Here is a 19575-nt window from a genome sequence, read left to right as displayed (position 1 = left end):
CGGCAGTGCGCGGCACGCGATTGACATGGGGTAGAGTTAACGCTCGTTAGAAAATATGATCGTCGAGAAACGAGGACATACCGCCGTGCAGACCCATGAGATCCGGGACCGCTTCACGAACCATTTTGTCAAGGCTGGGCACACCCCGGTCCCAAGCGCGTCGCTCATCTTGGATGACCCGAACCTTCTGTTCGTCAACGCCGGCATGGTTCCCTTCAAGCCGTACTTCCTCGGCCAGCAGAACCCCCCGTTCCCGAACGGCACCGCAACCTCCATCCAGAAGTGCGTGCGCACCCTCGACATCGAAGAGGTGGGCATCACCACCCGCCACAACACCTTCTTCCAGATGGCCGGTAACTTCTCCTTCGGCCAGTACTTCAAGGAGGGCGCGATCAAGCACGCCTGGTCGCTGCTGACCGACTCCGTGGAGGACGGCGGCTTCGGGCTGGACCCGGAGCGCCTGTGGGTGACCGTCTACCTCGACGACGACGAGGCCGCCGACATCTGGCACAAGGAGATCGGCATCCCCGAAGAGCGCATCCAGCGCCTCGGCATGGCGGATAACTACTGGTCCATGGGCATTCCCGGCCCGTGTGGCCCCTGCTCCGAGATCTACTACGACCGCGGCCCGGAGTACGGTAAGGAGGGCGGCCCGATCGCCGACGACAACCGCTACATGGAGATCTGGAACCTGGTCTTCATGCAGAACGAGCGCGGCGAGGGCATCGGCAAGGACAACTTCGAGATCCTGGGCCCGCTGCCGAAGAAGAACATCGACACCGGCCTCGGCGTCGAGCGCGTCGCCTGCATCCTGCAGGGAGTGGACAACGTCTACGAGACCGACCTTCTGCGCCCGGTCATCGACGTCGCCCAGGAGCTGACCAGCGCCAAGTACGGCGTCAAGCATGAGGACGACATCCGCTTCCGCGTCATCGCCGACCACTCCCGCACCGGCATGATGCTCATCCTCGACGGCGTCACCCCGGGCAACGAGGGCCGCGGCTACATCCTGCGCCGCCTGCTGCGCCGCATCATCCGCTCCGCGCGCCTGCTGGGCGCACCGGGCCACACCATGGAGAAGTTCATGAACACCATCATGGACACCATGACCCCGTCCTACCCGGAGATCGCCGATAACCGCGAGCGCATCCTCCGCGTCGCCGTCACCGAGGAGAACGCCTTCCTCAAGACCCTCGAGTCCGGCACGGCCCTGTTCGAGGACGCGGCCGCCGCCGTGAAGGAGTCCGGCAAGACCACCATCGCCGGCGCCGACGCCTTCGCGCTCCACGACACCTACGGCTTCCCGATCGACCTCACCCTCGAGATGGCCGCCGAGGCCGGGCTTGAGGTGGACTCCGAGGGCTTCGATGCCCTCATGGCCGAGCAGCGCGCCCGCGCCAAGGCCGACAACCGCGCCAAGAAGCACGGCCACGCGGACCTGTCCATCTACCGCGAGTGGGTGGATAACAACCCGACCGAGTTCGCGGGCTACGAGGAGCTCGAGACGAACTCCAAGGTCATTGGCTTGCTTGCCGACGGCGCCAAGGTGCAGGCCGTCGAGGAGGGCCAGCAGGTCGAGGTCGTCCTCGACGTCACCCCGCTGTACGCGGAGTCCGGCGGACAGCTCGGCGACCGCGGCGTGATCACCATGGGCGACTCGCTGCTCAAGATCGACGACGTGCAGAAGATCGGCAAGAAGCTCTGGGTGCACAAGGCCACCGTGGAAAAGGGCGGCCTCGCCGTCGGCGACGCGGTCACCGCGACCGTCGACGATGCGTGGCGCCACGCCGCCCGCCAGGCGCACTCCGCGACCCACCTCATCCACGCCGCGCTGCGCGAGGTGCTCGGCCCCACGGCCGTCCAGGCAGGCTCCATGAACAAGCCGGGCTACCTGCGCTTCGACTTCAACTACACCGAGTCGCTCACCCCGTCCCAGCTCGCTCAGATCGAGGCCATTACCAACGAGGCCGTCGACAGCGACTGGACCGTCAACACCATAGAGACCACCCTCGACGAGGCCAAGGCCATGGGGGCCATGGCGCTGTTCGGCGAGAACTACGGCAACGTGGTCCGCGTCGTCGAGATGGGCGGCCCGTTCTCCATGGAGCTGTGCGGCGGCACGCACGTCGCCCACTCCTCCCAGATCGGCCCGGTGGCCATCCTCGGCGAGGCCTCCGTCGGCTCCGGCGTGCGCCGCATCGAGGCCTACTCCGGCATGGACTCCTTCCGCTACCTGTCCAAGGAGCGCGCGCTCATGGAGGGCGTGGCCTCCTCGCTGAAGGCCCCGTCCACCGACGTCCCGGACCGCATTGCCGCGCTGACCCAGAAGCTGAAGGAGGCCGAGAAGGCAATCGACGACATGCGCAAGGCGCAGCTGCTCGCCGAGTCCGCGGGTCTTGCTGCCAAGGCCGACCAGCTCAACGGCTTCGAGGTCATCACCCTGACCCTGTCCAAGGGCACCTCCGCCGGTGACCTGCGCACCGTGGCCACCGACGTGAAGAACGCCTTCGGCGAGAAGGCTGGCGTGGTCGTCCTCGCCGCCGAGGACGGTTCCGGCAAGGTGCCGTTCGTGGCGGCGGCCACCAAGGCGGCCGTGGCCCGCGGGGTCAAGTCCGGCGAACTGGTCAAGACCCTCGGCGGCTACATCGACGGCCGCGGTGGCGGAAAGCCCGACATGGCTCAGGGTTCCGGCTCCAATGCCGAGGGCCTGCAGGCAGGCTTCAACGCCGTCCGCGACCTCCTCGGCGGGCTGAAGTAGACCCTCTTCGAGGAAACAAAGCGGGATGGGGACAAGCCCCATCCCGCTTTTTCCGCCCCCTAGGCAACCAGCCCGTTTTCCGGATTTCGGCGGCGGCAGGTAGGCTACCGGACATGGCACAAGTCACCCCCGATACCCCCGGTGAGGACGACCCGGGCCGCGGGCGTCGCATCGGCATTGACGTGGGCAGCGTTCGCATCGGCGTCGCCTCCTCCGATCGCGACGCGACCTTCGCCAGCCCCGTGGAGACGGTGCGGCGCACGACCGGGCTCAAGGATCGCGACAGCGAGGACATCGACCGCATCCTCGAGATCATCGAGGAGTACGAGGCGGTGGAGGTCGTGGTCGGCCTGCCCCGCAACCTTGACGGCTCGGGTTCGCGCAGCGTCAAGCACGCCAAAGACTTCGCCTTCCGTATCAATCGCCGTCTGACTGCAGCCGGGAAGCCCCTGCCGATCCGGATGGCCGACGAGCGGCTGAGCACAGTCATCGCGTACCAGGCGCTGCACATGTCAGGAAAGAACGAGCGCCAGGGCAGGGCGGTGGTCGACCAGATCGCCGCCGTGGAGATCCTGCAGTCGTGGCTGGACGAGCGGCGTGCGTACCTTGGCCGTCGAGAAGCGAAAACCGCCGAAGGCGCCGCAGAAGTGAGAAAAACCTCACCTTCGCCCGCGGACATGGTGCGTAAAAGACAGTGTTAAGTGTGTTCTACGGTACGCTTGCGAGATAGTTCTGTTTACCCCTGTGTCTTGTGGGGTGCAGTAGGGAAGGGAAAGGCAATTCCACGATGAGAATGGAACCCAAGTACGTCAAGCGCCGCCAGCGGGGCCTGGCCGTGTTGATTGCGGCGCTTGTTCTTTTGATTGGCTCGGTGATCTACATCGGTGTTGCCGTGGTCAATCGGGGAAACGAGGACTACCGTGGTTCCGGCAACGGAGTGGTGCAGCTGGTCGAGATCCCGGAGGGCTCCAGCCTCTCCGAGCTCGGGCCGGATCTGGTGAGCAAGGGGATCGTCGCCTCCGACGGCGCCTTCCAATCAGCGGCCTTTTCCAACAAGGGCGCGGCCGACGTCAAGCCCGGCTTCTACCGCCTGCAGGAACACATGAGCGCGTCGTCCGCCGTGGCGGCCCTGCTCGACCCGAATAATAAGGTGCAGATGCTCGAGATCCAGGGCGGTTCCACGCTCATGGACGTCAACGTCGTCGGCGGCAGCACCCGGTCCGGCATCTACTCGCAGATCTCCCAGGTGAGCTGCCAGGAAAACAGCGACAACTGCGTCACCGCCGAGCAGCTGCAGCAGGCGGCAGCCAACACCGCCCCGGCCGACCTCGGCGTTCCGTCCTGGGCCATCGACGCCGTCACCGCGCGCGGCAACGACCCGCGCCGGCTCGAGGGGCTCATCATCCCGGGTAGCTACGTGGTCGACCCGAGCGCCGACGCGGTGGCGATCCTCAAGGACCTCATCACGCGTTCGGCCAAGCAGTTCGAGTCGACCAACATCGAGTCGCGCGCGCAGGCGATCAACCTCACGCCGTACCAGCTGCTCACCGCCGCCTCCCTCGTGGAACGCGAGTCCCCGGCCAACGACTTCAACAAGGTCGCCCGCGTCATCCTCAACCGCCTGGCCAAGAACCAGCGCCTGGAGTTCGACTCCACGGTCAACTACGACCTGAGCGAGCAGGAGGTGGCCACCACCGACGAGGACCGCGCGCGGGTGACCCCATGGAACACCTACGCCATGGAGGGGCTGCCGTCCACCCCGATCGCGAGCGCCTCGCTGCAGGCCATCGAGGCGATCGAAAACCCGGCTCAGGGCGACTGGCTGTACTTCGTGACCGTGGACAAGAACGGTACCACCGTCTTCAGCAACACCTTCGAGGAGCACGAGGCCGCGGTGCAGCAGTCGATCCAGAATGGCGTGTTGGACTCCAACCGCTAAGCTCTTCCCGCCAAGCCACCACATTGCCGGGCGGCCTCCGGCGCCTCGCCTCCCCTTGCGGCAGGCGGGGCTCTTTCTTTATCCGTCTGCTCTCGTGGCGGCGCACCAACAACGAACCGAAAACTTTAGGAACGAAGGAATTTCCGTGAACGCAATCAAGCGGGCCGCAGTACTGGGCCAGCCCATCGAGCACTCGCTCTCGCCGGTGATCCACAACGCGGGCTACGCGGCCGCGGGGCTCGACGACTGGGAGTATGGCCGCTTCGAGTGCGCCGCGGGCGACCTGGCGGGAATCGTCGGCGGGGCCGACGAGAGCTACCGGGGGTTCTCGGTCACCATGCCGGCGAAGTTCGCTGCCCTCGAGTTCGCCGACGAGCTCACGGAGCGGGCCCGGCTCATCGGCTCGGCGAACACGCTCGTGCGCACCGACTCCGGCTGGCGCGCGGACAACACCGACTGCCTCGGCGTCCTGGGCGCGCTGGCGGAACTGGGCATCACGAGCCTGAGCAAGACGGACGCCGCCGTCGTCGTGGGCGGCGGCGGCACCGCCAGGCCCGCGCTCTGGGCGCTGACGGAGCTGGGCGTGGGCCAGATCCTGCTCATCAACCGCACCGACAAGTCCGATGAGCTGCGTCCGCTGGCAGAGCGCGGCGGGGCCGAGTTCAGCTACAGCGGCTTCGAGGAGGGCATCGGAGACCTGTGCGCTGGCGCCGCCGTGGTCATCTCCACCGTGCCGTCGGCCGCGATCGCGGGCTGGGAGGAACAGCTCGCCGGGGGACCGGTCCTCGACGTCATCTACGATCCGTGGCCGACGCCGCTGGTCACGGCCGCGCGCGCGAAGGGCTACTCGGCCGTCGGCGGGCACTCCATGCTCCTGCACCAGGGGCTGAGCCAGTTCGAGCAGTACACCGGGCACCCTGCGCCGGAGGCCGCCATGCGCGCGGCGCTCATGGCGAGCCTCGACGGGGTCGACGAGAGCTAGCCCAGCTTCTAAACGTTAAGGGTCTCGTGACCGGAGGCCTGTGAATAACTTCTTAGGGTTGTGACCTGCTGGTTTTGTGCTCTCGGGGCCGCCTAGATCCCACCAGCACCACTGTCCACAGCCTCCGGGGTTTCCGGTGGCACGCCTTCTCGGCCCCGCCTAGCGTTTCGGGCATGGAGCCTTTACACGCCGTTTCGCTTAGCCCTTTTGCGCTCGCCTTCTTCGGCGCGGCGCTGCTTGTCACGCTTGCGGTGCTCGCGGCGTGGGATTGTGCGTGTCGACGCCTACCGAACCAGTGGACGGCCCTCCTGTTCCTCCAGGCCGTGGGATGGTCGCTCGCGGCGGGCCGGGAGGCCGCGATTCTCGGGGGAGCGGTCTGGGCCGGGGTGTACCTGGCGGCGGGTCTGCGCGGGGGAATCGGAGGGGGAGACGTTAAGCTCGCCGCGGGGCTCGGGACGCTGGTGGGGGTGTTCTCGGTGCCGCTGGTCTTGCTCGCCAGCGCCGGTGCGAGCCTTTTGGCGCTGTGCGAGTTCGGCATCCGGCGCGTGTGCGTGGGAGCGTCGGGGAGGGGAGGGACGCTGGCTCACGGACCGCACATGATCGCCGCGGCGGTGGCCTCCTGCGCCGGTTTCGTCCTGTTGTGAGCCGCTCGCGTGAGCCCGTGGCCGGGGGTGACGCCATGTGAGGGGCGAAACAGGTGATGGGGCGGGGACATGACATAATGACCTCTATGCTTCGTTGGACTACTGCAGGAGAATCGCACGGCCAGGCTCTCGTGAGCATGATCGAACACATGCCGGCTGGCGTTCCGATCACTCGCGAGGAGATCTCTTATCAGCTGGCGCGCCGCCGCCTGGGCTACGGCCGCGGGGCGCGCATGAAGTTCGAGGCCGACGAGGTGACCCTGTTGGGCGGTGTCCGCCACGGAAAGACCCTGGGCAGCCCGATCGCCATCATGGTGGGCAACACCGAGTGGCCGAAGTGGACCACGATCATGTCCGCGGACCCCATCGACATGGAGGATCCGGAGGTCGCGGCCGCGATGAGCTCCGGCCGCGGTGCCAAGCTCACCCGCCCGCGGCCTGGCCACGCCGACTTCTCGGGCATGCTCAAGTACGACTTCGACGAGGCCCGACCGGTCCTCGAGCGTTCCTCCGCCCGCGAGACCGCGGCGCGCGTGGCCGCCGCCACCGTCGCCCGCTCCTTCCTGCGCGAGACCCTCGGCGTCGAGGTGGTCTCCCACGTCATTTCCATTGGCCGCTCCGAGGCCTACGCGGGCCCGGAGCCGGACTTCGCCGACCTTGAGGCGATCGACGCCTCCCCGGTGCGCGCCTTCTCCAAGGCCGCCGAGGAATCCATGATCGCCGAGATCGAGGCCGCCAAGAAGCAGGGCGACACCCTAGGCGGCATCGTCGAGGTCGTGGTCAAGGGCCTGCCCATCGGGCTCGGTTCCCACATCTCCGGCGACGACCGCCTGGACGCGCAGCTCGCCGCCGCGCTCATGGGTATCCAGGCCATCAAGGGCGTCGAGATCGGCGACGGCTTCGAGGAGGCCCGCCGCCGCGGCTCCGAGGCGCACGACGAGATCGAGCGTGTCGACGGCGCGATCGTCCGACGCTCGAACCGCGCCGGCGGCCTCGAGGGCGGCATGACCAACGGCGAGGTGCTCCGCGTCCGCGCGGCCATGAAGCCGATCTCCACGGTGCCGCGTGCCCTCAAGACCATCGACATGTCCTCGGGCAAGCCCGCCACCGGCATCCACCAGCGCTCCGACGTGTGCGCGGTCCCCGCCGCCGGCGTCGTCGCCGAGGCGATGGTGGCGCTCGTCCTCGCCCGCGCCGTGCTCGCGAAGTTCGGGGGCGACAGCCTGGGCGAGACCAAGCGCAACATCGAGTCCTACCAGGCGTACGTGGCCGAGCGCCTGGCGTTCGGCGAGGAGGCTTAAGCGACGATGTCGATCGCACAAGACGAATTAGTCGCCGCCGGTGACCAGCCGGAAGGCCTCCTCGACCGCGAGGGGGCAACGCCCAACGACATGCCCGAATCCAGCGGGGTCGTCCAGGTGACGCAGAGCGAGTACATCGACTCCGAGCTCGAGCAGCCGCGGCCGTGCCCCGTCGTCGTCCTCGTGGGGCCGCCCGGTGCCGGAAAGTCCACCATCGGCCGCCGCCTCGCCCGCGCGCTCAACCTGGGACTTACCGATTCCGACGTCCTCATCGAGGAGGCCGAGGGCAAGACCTGCGGCGAGGTGTTCACGGAGCTCGGCGAGCCCGCCTTCCGGGAGCTCGAGGCGGCGCGCGTCGCCGAGGCGCTGCGGACCACCGGCGTGGTCAGCCTCGGAGGGGGTGCGGTGCTCACGCCGTCCATTCGCGAGCTGCTCAAGCGCCACAACGTGGTGTGGATCGATGTCTCCCCGGAGGAGGGGGCGCGCCGCACCGCCAGCGAGAACACCCGCCCGGTGCTCGCTGCCTCCGACCCCGCGGAACACTACCGGATGCTCGTGGAGGAGCGCCGCCCGCTCTATCGCGAGGTCTCCCGCTTCCGCGCACGCACCGACCGCCGCAGCCCGCAGAAGGTCGTCGCCGACATCCTCGGGTTCCTCGAGAGCGCCAACTAGAAGCCCTACAAGCCCACGTAGCTACAGCCACCTACAGGAGAACCAGCGCTCCGGCGAGGACCCCGGGGCCTGCGATCGATGAAGGAGAACATCGTGACCGTCATTGAAGTCAATGGAAACTCGCCCTACGCAGTCACCATCGAGAGCGGACTGAAGGACTCCATCGTGGGGTTCACCGCGGGCCTTGGCGTGCGCAACGTCGCCGTGGTCACGCAGCCGAGCGTTCGCGCCTACGCCGACGCGCTGTCAGAGGCCCTTTCCGCCGCCGGGGTCACCCCGCTCATTATCGAGGTGCCCGACGCCGAGGCGGGCAAGACCCTCGAGGTGGCAGGTCGCTGCTGGGACGAGCTCGGCGCGCACAACTTCTCCCGCGGGGACGCGGTGATCGGCCTGGGCGGCGGCGCCGCGACCGATCTGGCAGGGTTCGTGGCCGCGGCCTGGATGCGCGGCATCAAGTTCATCCAGGTCCCCACGACCCTGCTCGCCATGGTTGATGCGGCCGTGGGCGGGAAGACCGGCATCAACACCCATGCGGGCAAGAACCTCGTGGGCGCCTTCCACGAGCCCTCGGCGGTCTACATCGACCTTGACTTCCTGGGCACGCTCCCCGCGGACGAGATCGTCGCTGGCAGCGCTGAGATCATCAAGACCGGGTTCATCGCCGACCCGAAGATCATCGAGCTCTACGAGTCGGACCCTGCTGCGTGCCTGCGCGCCGACGGCCACCTGCCCGAGCTCATCGCCCGCTCGGTGGCAGTCAAGGCCAACGTCGTGAGCCAGGACCTCAAGGAGTCGAGCCTGCGCGAGATCCTCAACTACGGCCACACCTTCGGCCACGCCGTGGAGCTGCGCGAGAACTTCACGTGGCGCCACGGGCGCGCGGTGGCGGTGGGCATGATGTTCATCGCCCAGCTCGCGCACTCCCGCGGGCTCATCGACGAGGGACTCGTCGCCCGCCACGAGTCCATCCTGCGCTCGGTCGGCCTGCCGACTAGCTATGATGGGGGTCACTTCGCGGAGCTGCTCGAGGGCATGCGCCGCGACAAGAAGAACAAGGGCGGACACATCCGCTTCGTGGCGCTCGAGGGCCTGGCCAAGACCACGCGCTTGGAGGACGCCACCGACGCCGAGCTGGAAGCCGCCTACAACGCCATCGCCAACTAGGGCCACGCCCGCACTCGCATCAAGGAGACCCCATGACCACCGTCCTCGTCCTCAACGGCCCGAACCTCAACCGCCTGGGAAAGCGCCAGCCGGAGGTCTACGGCCACACCACCCTGGTGGACGTCGAAAAGCGACTGCGGGAGCTGGCCGGTGAGCTGGGGATCTCGATTGAGTTCCGCCAGTCCAACCACGAGGGCGACCTCATCGACTGGGCGCACGAGGCCGCCGACGAGGGCTGGCCCGTGGTGATCAACCCCGGCGGGTTCACCCACACCTCCGTCGCGCTGCGTGACGCGCTCGCCGAGGTCGCCGACGGCGCCGGATTCGTCGAGGTACACATCTCCAACGTGCACGCGCGCGAGGAGTTCCGCCACTTCAGCTACCTCTCGCCGATCGCCCGCGGCGTCATCGCCGGCCTGGGCATCGCGGGCTACGAGTACGCGCTGCGCTACTTCGCGCAGTAGCTAGCGCAGCGCGGGCGGCACGCTTTGCGCCCACCGCGGTCGCCGTAGGCGTCGACAAGCAATCGCAACCTCGCTCGACGCCTGCGCAAAGTGGGTAAGGTTGACTCTAGTCGAGGCCATCGACGCTGGAGTGGGCCCTAAAGGGGGCCGCGAGAAGAGAAGAAAGTGGGGCAGGACATGGCGCTGTCGGATACTCGATTTGCCACGAGGCGGAGGGCGCTGGCGGCGAAGCTGGCGGGGCAGCGCGTGGACATGATGCTGGTCACCCACCTCACGCACGTGCGCTACCTCTCGGGGTTCAGCGGCTCGAACGGCTCCGTGATCCTGTCCAAGGACTTGACCGCAAGGGCGTCCACCGACGGTCGCTACCTCACCCAGATCGCCGAGGAGGTCCGCGACCTCGAGTGCCTTGAGGCCCGCGATACCGCCGTCGCCCTCTTGCGCGAGGTCACCGGACCGCGCCGCGTGGGCTTCGAGGCCGACTACGTCTCATACGCGCAGCTGGAGAAGCTGAAGGAGGCCGCGGGCGAGGACGTGGCGCTGGTCCCCATCAGCGGCGTCATCGAGGGCATCCGCCTGCGCAAAGACCCGCTCGAGCTGCTGCGCCTGAGGGAGGTCGCGGAGCTCGCCAACTCGGCGTTCGCGGAGCTCATCGCCGACGGCGGGATCGCCGTGGGGCGCAGGGAGTACGAGATCGCGGCCGACCTAGAGTACCGCATGCGGATGAAGGGCGCCGAGCGCACGAGCTTCGACACCATCGTCGCCTCGGGCCCGAACTCGGCCAAGCCCCACCACGGCGCGGGCGACCGCGTGCTGGAGCGCGGCGACCTCGTCACGGTCGACTTCGGCGCCCACGCCAAGGGCTTCAACTCGGACACCACCCGCACGGTCGTGCTCGGGGAGGCCAGCGAGTTCGCCAAGGAGATCTACGGGGTCGTGCTCGAGGCCCAGCTCGCCGGCTGCGCCGCGGCCACGCCGGGCACAGCGCTCGTCGACGTCGACTGGGCCTCCCGCGAAGTCATCGAGAAGGCGGGCTACGGCGAGTACTTCGTGCACTCCACCGGGCACGGCTTCGGCCTCGATGTCCACGAGGCGCCGTCCGCTGCGCGGACCGGCACCGGCGTGCTCCAGGAGAACATGACGCTGACCATCGAACCCGGCATCTACGTCCCGGGAAAGGGCGGCGTGCGCATCGAAGATTCGCTCATCATCACCAACGGCGTGCCGGAGAACCTCACCAAGCTGGACAAGCGGCTGCTCGTCCTCGACTAGACGGGGCTTTTCACGGCGCGTCCGCTTGAAGCGTTGACCGCGCGAGCAACCCGGGGCCCCGGCGGTGACCTTCGACTCGCCGGGGCCCTCGTGCGTGCATCGTGAGCTTGGGTTTGCTAGCATAAGTAGGCTAATCCGGGCGCCCCACAAGGCGGTTGCGCCCGCTTCGGTACCGCGGGTGGCAGGAGGTCGCCTGAGGGTTCGCTCCATTGACAATCGAAAATAAGGAAGTTTTGCGCGTGGCAACTACCTCTGATTTCAAGAACGGTCTTGTCCTCAAGATCGACAACAAGCTTCAGCAGATCGTCGAGTTCCAGCACGTCAAGCCAGGCAAGGGCCCGGCCTTCGTGCGCACCAAGCTCAAGGACGTTGTCACCGGCAAGGTCACCGACAAGACCTTCAACGCTGGCGTGAAGGTCGAGACCGCAACGGTCGACCGCCGCGACATGACCTACCTGTACAACGACGGCACCTCCTACGTCGTCATGGACGAGAAGACCTACGAGCAGGTCGAGCTGGCACCGCACGTCTTCGGTGACGCCGCCCGCTTCCTGCTGGAGAACACCACCGTTCAGGTCTCCTTCCACGAGGGCGAGCCGCTGTTCGCCGAGCTCCCGATCTCCCTCGACCTCAAGGTCGAGCACACCGATCCGGGCCTGCAGGGCGACCGCTCCACCGGCGGCACCAAGCCCGCCACCCTCGAGACCGGCGCCGAGATCCAGGTCCCGCTGTTCATCGAGACCGGCAACGTGGTGAAGGTCGACACCCGCGACGGCTCCTACCTGTCCCGAGTGAACAACTAAGGTGAGCGAAGACAAGAAGTCCGGGGCCGCGTCGCGCGAGTACAAGCGCCACGGGTCCCGCTACAAGGCGCGTCGCCGTGCCGCGGACATCCTCTTCGAGGCCGAGGCCCGCGACATCGACCCGGTCGCGATCGTTAGCGATCGCATCGCCCTGTCGCGCGACATCGACAACGCCGTCGCCCCGGTGAACCCGTACACGAAGGCGATCGTGGAGGGCGCGGCCCAGGAGCTCGAACGCATCGACTCGCTCATCGGCGCGCACCTGAGCGAGGACTGGGAGCTCGACCGCATCCCGGCCGTCGACCGCGCGATCCTGCGCGTGGCCGTGTGGGAGCTCATCTTCAACGAGGACGTGCCGGTGGCCACCGCCGTCGTCGAGGCCGTGGAGCTGGCCTCCCAGTACTCGGGCGACGAGGCTCCGTCCTACATCCACGCTGTGCTCGATTCGATGGCGAAGAACATCGAGGAGCTGCGCACCGACGCCCCGGTCGAGCCGATCGAGGACGCCGCTGGCGAGGCGCAGGACTCCGACGCCGGTCTCGACGACCTGGTCGGGCCGGAGGACGTCGAGGGTGCTGAAGACCCCGTAGACGCCGAAGACGCCGCGGGTAAGGAGTAGCCGCTTGGTCAACGCTTTTTCGCTTGTCGACGGCCAAGGCTTCCGCCCATAGGCCGCGCGAGCGAAAATCGCGTGCTCAATGCCGAATCACTCATGCCGGATGTGCACTAGCATGTCCAGCATGAGTGATTTTGACGTTAAAGACGCCCGCAAGACCTTCGTGGGCCCCGGCTTCGTTCTCGCCGATGTCGACCCTGCCTCCACCCCCGGCCTCAAGGGCGGCAAGAACAAGGTCGCGGAAGAAAACTCCGAGATCGACGCCCAGCTCTACGAGCTGCAGCAGAAGCTCTACGCGAACCACCGCTCGGGGATCAAAGTCGGCAACGTCTTGCTCGTGCTCCAGGGCATGGACACCTCGGGCAAGGGCGGCATCATCAAGCACTCCGTCGGCGTGCTGGACCCGCAGGGCGTGAAGCTCGCCTCCTTCGGCGTGCCCACCGACGAGGAGAAGGCGCACGACTTCCTGTGGCGCATCCGCAAGCAGCTGCCGGACAACGGCATGGTCGGCGTGTTCGACCGCTCCCACTACGAGGACGTGCTCATCCACCGCGTGGAGGGCTGGGCCAACGAGCAGGTGCTCACCGAGCGCTATGAGGCCATCCGCCAGTTCGAGAAGGAGCTGGTCGCGGGCGGCACCAAGATCATCAAGGTGATGCTGCACATCTCCAAGCAGTTCCAGAAGGACAACCTCTTGGAGCGACTTGAGAACCCGGCGAAGTACTGGAAGTACAACCCCGGCGACTTGGACACCCGCTCGAAGTGGGACGCCTACCAAGAGGCGTATCAGATCGCCCTGACGGAGACCTCCACCGAGGATGCCCCCTGGTACTGCATCCCGAGCGACAACAAGCAGTACGCCCGCATGGCCGTGAAGTACTTGCTCCTCGGGGCGCTAGAGGACATGAACCTGTCCTGGCCTCCCGCCGACTTCGACGTGGAGGAGCAAAAGGCAAAGCTTGAGGCCATGGACTAGCACTTCGACACACGCCCGGCACCGCAAGTGTGCCGGGCCTTTGTGCTCGCTAGGCGCGGGCGGCGGCGTGGGCCTTCTCGAAGGCCTCGTGCAGCCCCAGCACGGCGTCCACGCCGGACTTCAGCGCGTGGCGCAGCTGTCGGTCGTCGAGGCCAGCGGCGCTCATGGTCTCGGCCTCGGCGCGGACGATGAGCGTGCTCGTCTTGTCCACGATGCACATCTTGGCGGCGTCGGAGGTGGCGTTGAGCTGGTTGGCCGCGAGGTAGTAGCTGGGCTCGGCATCGACCGAGCGGGACGTGGTGCTCACGTCGCCGCGGACGAGCAGCACCGAGGGCATCGCCGCGAACAGCATGGACACGCCGTTGAGGTTGGCGAAGGCGACGGGTTGGTCGCCGCTTCCCGCGCTATCAAGGGTGATGCCGAACTCGCTCATGGCGGCGGTGACGCGCTCGATGGTGACCTTGAGGTCGTCGAAGGATCGGGTGTTGTCGCTTTCGGGGGAGGAAGTCATGGGGTCTCCTTAAGGGGTGCCGGGTGAGGGGTCTAGTCTGCTTCGGGCTCGGTCCAGGTGACCGAGTCGGGCAGGGCGGACTCGAAGTAGTCCCACACCGCGACGAAGGAGTCGATCGTGGACACGAGGAAGGCCCCCAGCTGGTTCGTGCTCGCCCGCGGGCTGCCCAGGGTCCTGCGCGCGGCGAAGGCGATCTCGTGGGACTCGGACTCGAGCATGTACACCGTGGGCGCGATCTGGTGGAGGTTCCACTCGTTGACCATGGCCAGCCCCTTGGCCGCGTCCTCGGGCGCGAGCCGCCCGCGCCAGGTGGACACCGCGCCCAGCCCGTTGTCGCCCGCCTGCAGGAGGATCGATTGGTTGATGAAGCCGGTGCGCACCTGGGAGCTAAACGACGCCTCGGGGTGGGGGACCTCGATGGCGTACTCGAGGGACTCGTCGGCGAGGATCGCGGCGATGCGGTCGGCATCCACTGGGGCAAAGTCAAGGTTGAGCTCGGGATCGGGGCTGGAGCCTGCGGGGGTCATGGGGTTCCTTGGATAGGGGGTGATACGTCGAAAAGCACAAAACAAGCGCGAAAGCGACCTGCTAGCTGGCGTCGAAGAGCCGCTCCGTGCCCACCTCGTGGGCGAGCGCGGCGCCTAGCTCAGGGTAGCGGAAGGAGAACTCGGCGGCGACGAGGAAGGTGGGCAAGACGCGCTGCGGCGCGAGCTCGAGCGGCGCGGTGCCGCCCGTGCCGGGCAGCGCCTTGGGACGAAGCCCGGGGATCGGGAACGACGCCGGGCGACGAAGCTGGAGGTTGAGCGAGCTGGCCAGCTCGTTGTTGCGCACCGTGTTGGGGGAGACGGCGTTGATCGTGCCCGAGTAACGCGGGTCGGCGAGCGCCGTGACGTAGATGTCGGTCAGATCGTCGAGCGAGATCCACGAGAACCACTCGCCGGTGCGGGAGACGCTCCCGCCGAGGCCGGCCGAGAAGAGCGTGCGCAGCACGGGCAGGACGCCGCCCGAGCCGCTGAGCACGATGCCGGTGCGGACGAACGCGACCCGGGCACCGGCGGCAACCGCGGGGGAGAAGGCGCTTTCCCACCGGCCGACGGCCGTGGCCAGCTCGTCCTTGCCCATGCCGGATTCCTCGGTCAGCGGCTCTTCGCCGCGGTCGGAACCGTAGGCGCCGATCGCGCTGGCCACGAGGGCGACGCGGCAGCTGGGGCTGTGCGCCACGAGGTCCGCGAGCCTGCGGGTTGCGGCGATGCGTTCGGCCAGGCTATCGAGTTTTTGCACCTCCGCGCCCCTGCCCAGCAGCGACTCGCCCACGAGGTGGACCAGCGCATCGACGCCCTCGAGCAGGCGTGGATCGGGGTTCGCCGAGTCCCAGAGGCGCTGGCCGGGCTTGGCGTTGGGCCGGGACTTGGTGGGGCGCACGAGCTGAATGACGGTGTGCCCGAGCGTGGTGAGCTGGGCGGACAGCGCGCGGCCGGTGGTGCTGCGCGAGCCGGTGATCGCGATAGTCAGCGGGCGAGCGGGCACACCGGATGCGGTTTCGTCCACTTCGGGCTGTTCCGCGGGGCCCGAGGCACCTGGGAGCTCAGAGAACAAGGGCACGGCCCCGAGGCGTTCGTGGAGGCTTGTGGCGAATGCGAGGTCCCGAATGAGCTGCTGCTGCCGGTAGGCGAACATGGGTACCAGCGTCGACTTGGGCACGCGCGTTGTGACCTCGTCGCTGATGCGGGTGCCGTCCGGGTGATCGGAGAAGGAGTGGACGTGGCGCCACTGCGCGAAGGCCCTGATGGGGGAGGCGACGCAGACGTCGGTAAAGCGGTAACCCTTGACATAGCCGGAGAGGTCGTGCCGGGACTCCCAGCGCAGCCCCGCGGGGAGGGAGAAGAGGTCGGTGCCCTCGGCGAGGTTGGCGGAGACCTTCTTCGGGGTGAGCGGGAAAAATGGCGCGGTCAGGCGTGCGACCGCGCCCGGCTGCTCGTGCCAGCGCCACACCAGCTCGCGCGGTGCCGCGACGATGTGGGTGGTGGAGATGCTCAATGTTTCGCCCCTTTTGTGCTGCTGGGAGGTCTCGTAACGGTCGTTTCCCGCAAGTCTAGTTCGCGGCCCCGACACGGCGTCGTATTGTCGCGGCCCGAGCGGTGCGCGGTTGCGGTCGCTTATCGACGGGTACCCCTGGCAGCCGCGGTTGCCCGCCGCTGGGCGTCGATACGCGTTTGGGGGCAATTCGCGCTGACCGCCGCCAAAAAGAGGGCAAAGGTTTCCGACGCCGGGGGAGGAGCTGATATGCTGGGCGACTGAGGTGAGAGTAAATGAGCCCTCTCTCAAGAAATTTGGTTTGACTTAAGCTATTTTCGTGTTCGTTTTCGGATCGGGTAAATAGTGGTTCACCTATTTCACCGCCGTGTGGCGCACGCGCCGCAGGGCACTCGAACTGAAAACAGACATCCTTTAACGGACCGCACAGAGAGGCGGGGAAGGAGGTCACGATGAGCGATAACAGTGGAGAGAGCGTCGTGCTGCTGAGCAGCGACGATGTCTCGCGAACCGTTGCACGCATCGCGCACCAGATTATTGAAAAGACGGCGTTGGATTCCAAGGACGCCGTGCCAATCATTCTTTTGGGCATTCCTTCTGGTGGAGTGCCGTTGGCAGAAAAGCTGGCATCGAAGATCGCCGAGTTCACGGGAACTACCGTCCCGACCGGCTCGATCGACATAACTTTGTACCGAGACGACCTGCGCGGCAAGCCGCACCGCGCCCTCCAACCGACGCGCATCCCGCAGGGCGGGATCGACGGCGTGACCGTCGTGCTCGTCGACGACGTCTTGTACTCCGGTCGCACCATCCGTGCGGCGCTGGATGCCCTCCGCGACATCGGACGCCCCGAGCAGGTCCAGCTCGCCGTCCTCGTCGACCGCGGTCACCGCCAGCTACCCATCCGGGCCGACTACGTGGGTAAGAACATCCCCACGGCCCGCAACGAAGACGTCACGGTGCTGGCCAAGGAGATTGACGGCCGCGACGCAGTACTGCTCACGAAGAAGGGGGAGTGAGAGTACCAGTGAAGCACCTACTCTCCATTTCCGATCTCACCAAGGACGAAATCATCGGGCTCATGGACGAGGCCGACCGCTTCCGCGAGGCGCTCGAGGGCCGCGAGCTGAAGAAGCTGCCCACCCTCCGCGGGCGCACCATCTTTACTCTCTTCTACGAGAACTCCACCCGCACCCGTTCCTCCTTCGAGACCGCGGGCAAGTGGATGAGCGCCGACGTCATCAACATCTCCGCCTCCTCCTCTTCAGTGAAGAAGGGCGAGTCCCTGAAGGACACCGGGCTTACGCTCACCGCCATCGGCGCTGACGCGATCATCATCCGCCACCCGTCCTCCGGCGCAGCCCAGCAGCTGGCCGGGTGGGTGGCCCCCGAGGGCAACGGCCCCTCGGTCATCAACGCCGGCGACGGCGCGCACCAGCACCCGACCCAGGCGCTGCTCGACGCGGTGACCATGCGCGAGCGCATCGGCGATGCGAACGGCAAGAAGGTCGTCATCGTCGGTGACTGCCTGCACTCGCGCGTCGTGCGCTCGAACGTCGACCTTTTGAGCGTCCTCGGCGCCGAGGTCGTCCTCGTTGGTCCGCCGACCCTGCTCCCGCCGGGGGTGGACAACTGGCCGGTGCGTTACTCCTACGACATGGACGCCGAGATCTACGACGCCGATGTCGTCATGATGCTGCGGGTCCAGCAGGAGCGCATGCACGGCGGATTTTTCCCGTCCCACCGCGAGTACGCGGCACTCTACGGCATGTCCGCCGAGCGCGAGTCCAAGCTCAAGGACTCCGCGATCATCATGCACCCCGGCCCGATGCTGCGCGGCATGGAGATCAACTTCGGCGTGGCCGACGCCCCGCGCACGGCCGTCCTGCAGCAGGTCAACAACGGTGTGCACACCCGCATGGCCGTGCTGTTTAGCCTCATCGCAAGCACCGACACCCCAGGCTTCTAGCCCGGATACGCGAAAACGACTGGACTAGAAAGGAATCTTGGACACGATGTCGAACACCCAGACCGAAAACAACTACCCGGCCACCGGCGAGCTTGCACCCGCGCAGGCGGGAACCCTGCTTCTCAAGAACGTCCGCCCCTACGGCGAGGGCGAGCCGCTCGACGTGCTGATCACCGACGGCGTCATCACCGAGATCGGCACCGAGGAGACCTCGGCCGACCGCGAGGTTGACGGCCAGGGCGGCGTGCTGCTGCCGGGCCTCGTGGACATGCACGTGCACCTGCGCGAGCCTGGCCGCGAGGACACCGAGACCATCGCCACCGGCTCGGCCGCGGCCGCACGCGGCGGCTTCACCGCCGTGTTCACCATGGCCAACACCCAGCCCGTCATGGATCAACCGGTCATCGCCGAGTCGGTGTGGTTCAAGGGCCAGAACATCAACCTCTGCGACGTCCACCCGGTAGGCTCCATCACCAAGGGGCTGCAGGGCAAGGAGATCACCGAGATCGGCATGATGGCCCGCTCCGAAGCGAAGGTGCGCATGTTCTCCGACGACGGCAAGTGCGTGGACAACCCGCTCATCATGCGCCGCGCCATCGAGTATGCCCGCGGCATGGACGTCCTGCTCGCCCAGCACTGCGAGGACCCGCGCCTGACTGAGGGCGCCTGCGCCCACGAGGGCGAGGTCGCCGCCCGCCTCGGCCTGCGCGGTTGGCCGCGCGTGGCGGAGGAGTCGATCGTCGCCCGCGACGCGATCCTCGCCCGCGACTACGGCAGCCGCATGCACATCTGCCACGCCTCCACGGAAGGGACCGTCGAGCTGGTCAAGTGGGCCAAGGATCACGGCATCCCGCTGACCGCCGAGGTCACCCCGCACCACCTGCTGCTCACCGACGAGCGCCTGGAGTCCTACGACGGTGTCTACCGCGTTAACCCGCCGCTGCGCGAGCAGCGCGACACCCTCGCGCTGCGCGACGCACTCCTCGACGGCACCGTCGACTGCGTGGCCACCGACCACGCCCCGCACGGCTCGGAGGAGAAGTGCTGCGAGTTCGAGCACGCACGTCCCGGCATGCTGGGCCTGGAGACCTCGCTGGCGATCATCGCCGAGATCTTCGTCAAGCCGGGACTCGCCGACTGGCGCTTCGTCGCCAAGGTGATGAGCGAGCGTCCCGCCGAGATCACCCGCCTGCCCGACCACGGCCGTCCGGTCGCCGTCGGCGAGCCCGCCAACCTCACCGTGGTCAAGCCGGGTGAGACCTGGACCGTTTCCGGTGCCGAGCTGGCCTCCAAGGCAAGCAACACGCCTTATGAGGGCATGGAGTTCGACACCAAGGTCGTGGCTACGATCCTTCGCGGCCGCGTGACCTGCGAGGACGGCGAGGCCGCGGCTCCGCGCACGGGTGCCTAAGACGGCACAAGAACCGCCCTATATAATAGAAAACCAAAATAATATGCGACCTCCACTGA

19 protein-coding genes are annotated in these 19575 nt (G+C 67.2%); 16 read left to right on the top strand and 3 right to left on the bottom strand.

Annotated elements, in window-relative coordinates; all coding sequences use genetic code 11:
- The first annotated feature begins 85 nt into the window (after window positions 1-85).
- From alaS to B843_RS07620, 13 genes are all read left to right on the top strand, one after another.
- Window positions 86-2758 carry an alanine--tRNA ligase gene (gene alaS, locus B843_RS07680; RefSeq protein ID WP_025252930.1) on the top strand — a complete coding sequence of 891 codons (2673 nt, stop codon included), beginning with the start codon at window positions 86-88 and terminating at the stop codon, window positions 2756-2758.
- A gap of 113 nt (window positions 2759-2871) precedes the next feature.
- Window positions 2872-3459 carry a Holliday junction resolvase RuvX gene (ruvX, locus tag B843_RS07675; RefSeq protein WP_025252929.1) on the top strand — a complete coding sequence of 196 codons (588 nt, stop codon included), beginning with the start codon at window positions 2872-2874 and terminating at the stop codon, window positions 3457-3459.
- 86 nt (window positions 3460-3545) lie between these two features.
- Window positions 3546-4697, top strand: a complete 1152-nt coding sequence (mltG, locus tag B843_RS07670; protein WP_025252928.1) for an endolytic transglycosylase MltG — start codon at window positions 3546-3548, stop codon at window positions 4695-4697.
- A 139-nt stretch (window positions 4698-4836) separates the two neighbouring features.
- On the top strand, window positions 4837-5679 hold the full coding sequence (locus B843_RS07665) for a shikimate dehydrogenase (protein WP_376780247.1): 843 nt from the start codon (window positions 4837-4839) through the stop codon (window positions 5677-5679).
- Window positions 5680-5852: 173 nt separating this feature from the next.
- A complete protein-coding gene (locus tag B843_RS07660; protein ID WP_025252926.1) occupies window positions 5853-6323 on the top strand; it encodes a prepilin peptidase in 471 nt (156 codons plus the stop codon).
- 77 nt (window positions 6324-6400) lie between these two features.
- Window positions 6401-7624, top strand: coding sequence for a chorismate synthase (aroC, locus tag B843_RS07655; RefSeq protein WP_025252925.1), 1224 nt, complete (start codon window positions 6401-6403; stop codon window positions 7622-7624).
- A gap of 90 nt (window positions 7625-7714) precedes the next feature.
- The gene (locus B843_RS07650) at window positions 7715-8296 is read left to right on the top strand and encodes a shikimate kinase (RefSeq protein ID WP_081751639.1); all 582 of its coding nucleotides are present in this window, start codon (window positions 7715-7717) and stop codon (window positions 8294-8296) included.
- Window positions 8297-8389: 93 nt separating this feature from the next.
- Window positions 8390-9460, top strand: a complete 1071-nt coding sequence (gene aroB, locus B843_RS07645) for a 3-dehydroquinate synthase (protein WP_025252923.1) — start codon at window positions 8390-8392, stop codon at window positions 9458-9460.
- Window positions 9461-9492: 32 nt separating this feature from the next.
- A complete protein-coding gene (gene aroQ / locus B843_RS07640) occupies window positions 9493-9924 on the top strand; it encodes a type II 3-dehydroquinate dehydratase (RefSeq protein ID WP_025252922.1) in 432 nt (143 codons plus the stop codon).
- Between the two features lie 177 nt (window positions 9925-10101).
- On the top strand, window positions 10102-11196 hold the full coding sequence (locus B843_RS07635; RefSeq protein ID WP_025252921.1) for an aminopeptidase P family protein: 1095 nt from the start codon (window positions 10102-10104) through the stop codon (window positions 11194-11196).
- A gap of 239 nt (window positions 11197-11435) precedes the next feature.
- Entirely contained in the window at window positions 11436-11999 is a 564-nt protein-coding gene (gene efp, locus B843_RS07630) for an elongation factor P (RefSeq protein WP_025252920.1), read from the top strand.
- A gap of 1 nt (window position 12000) precedes the next feature.
- Window positions 12001-12618 carry a transcription antitermination factor NusB gene (nusB, locus tag B843_RS07625; protein ID WP_025252919.1) on the top strand — a complete coding sequence of 206 codons (618 nt, stop codon included), beginning with the start codon at window positions 12001-12003 and terminating at the stop codon, window positions 12616-12618.
- A gap of 121 nt (window positions 12619-12739) precedes the next feature.
- On the top strand, window positions 12740-13591 hold the full coding sequence (locus tag B843_RS07620; RefSeq protein ID WP_025252918.1) for a PPK2 family polyphosphate kinase: 852 nt from the start codon (window positions 12740-12742) through the stop codon (window positions 13589-13591).
- A gap of 49 nt (window positions 13592-13640) precedes the next feature.
- On the opposite strand, the gene B843_RS07615 is transcribed toward B843_RS07620, so the two are convergent.
- The 3 genes from B843_RS07615 to B843_RS07605 form a co-directional block, all read right to left on the bottom strand.
- On the bottom strand, window positions 13641-14102 hold the full coding sequence (locus B843_RS07615; protein WP_025252917.1) for a YbjN domain-containing protein: 462 nt from the start codon (window positions 14100-14102) through the stop codon (window positions 13641-13643).
- 32 nt (window positions 14103-14134) lie between these two features.
- Window positions 14135-14629, bottom strand: a complete 495-nt coding sequence (locus B843_RS07610; RefSeq protein ID WP_025252916.1) for a YbjN domain-containing protein — start codon at window positions 14627-14629, stop codon at window positions 14135-14137.
- Between the two features lie 61 nt (window positions 14630-14690).
- Entirely contained in the window at window positions 14691-16139 is a 1449-nt protein-coding gene (locus tag B843_RS07605) for an SDR family oxidoreductase (RefSeq protein WP_025252915.1), read from the bottom strand.
- 449 nt (window positions 16140-16588) lie between these two features.
- Between B843_RS07605 and pyrR the strand changes: the two genes are divergently transcribed.
- The 3 genes from pyrR to B843_RS07590 are packed head-to-tail and all read left to right on the top strand — an operon-like array spanning window position 16589 to window position 19516.
- Window positions 16589-17155, top strand: coding sequence for a bifunctional pyr operon transcriptional regulator/uracil phosphoribosyltransferase PyrR (gene pyrR / locus B843_RS07600; protein WP_025252914.1), 567 nt, complete (start codon window positions 16589-16591; stop codon window positions 17153-17155).
- Between the two features lie 8 nt (window positions 17156-17163).
- Entirely contained in the window at window positions 17164-18105 is a 942-nt protein-coding gene (locus B843_RS07595) for an aspartate carbamoyltransferase catalytic subunit (protein ID WP_025252913.1), read from the top strand.
- Between the two features lie 46 nt (window positions 18106-18151).
- The gene (locus B843_RS07590; RefSeq protein WP_034650701.1) at window positions 18152-19516 is read left to right on the top strand and encodes a dihydroorotase; all 1365 of its coding nucleotides are present in this window, start codon (window positions 18152-18154) and stop codon (window positions 19514-19516) included.
- Window positions 19517-19575 lie beyond the last annotated feature (59 nt).

Source organism: Corynebacterium vitaeruminis DSM 20294, assembly GCF_000550805.1.
Taxonomy (GTDB): domain Bacteria; phylum Actinomycetota; class Actinomycetes; order Mycobacteriales; family Mycobacteriaceae; genus Corynebacterium; species Corynebacterium vitaeruminis.
This window is presented reverse-complemented; position numbering and strand designations above follow the sequence as displayed.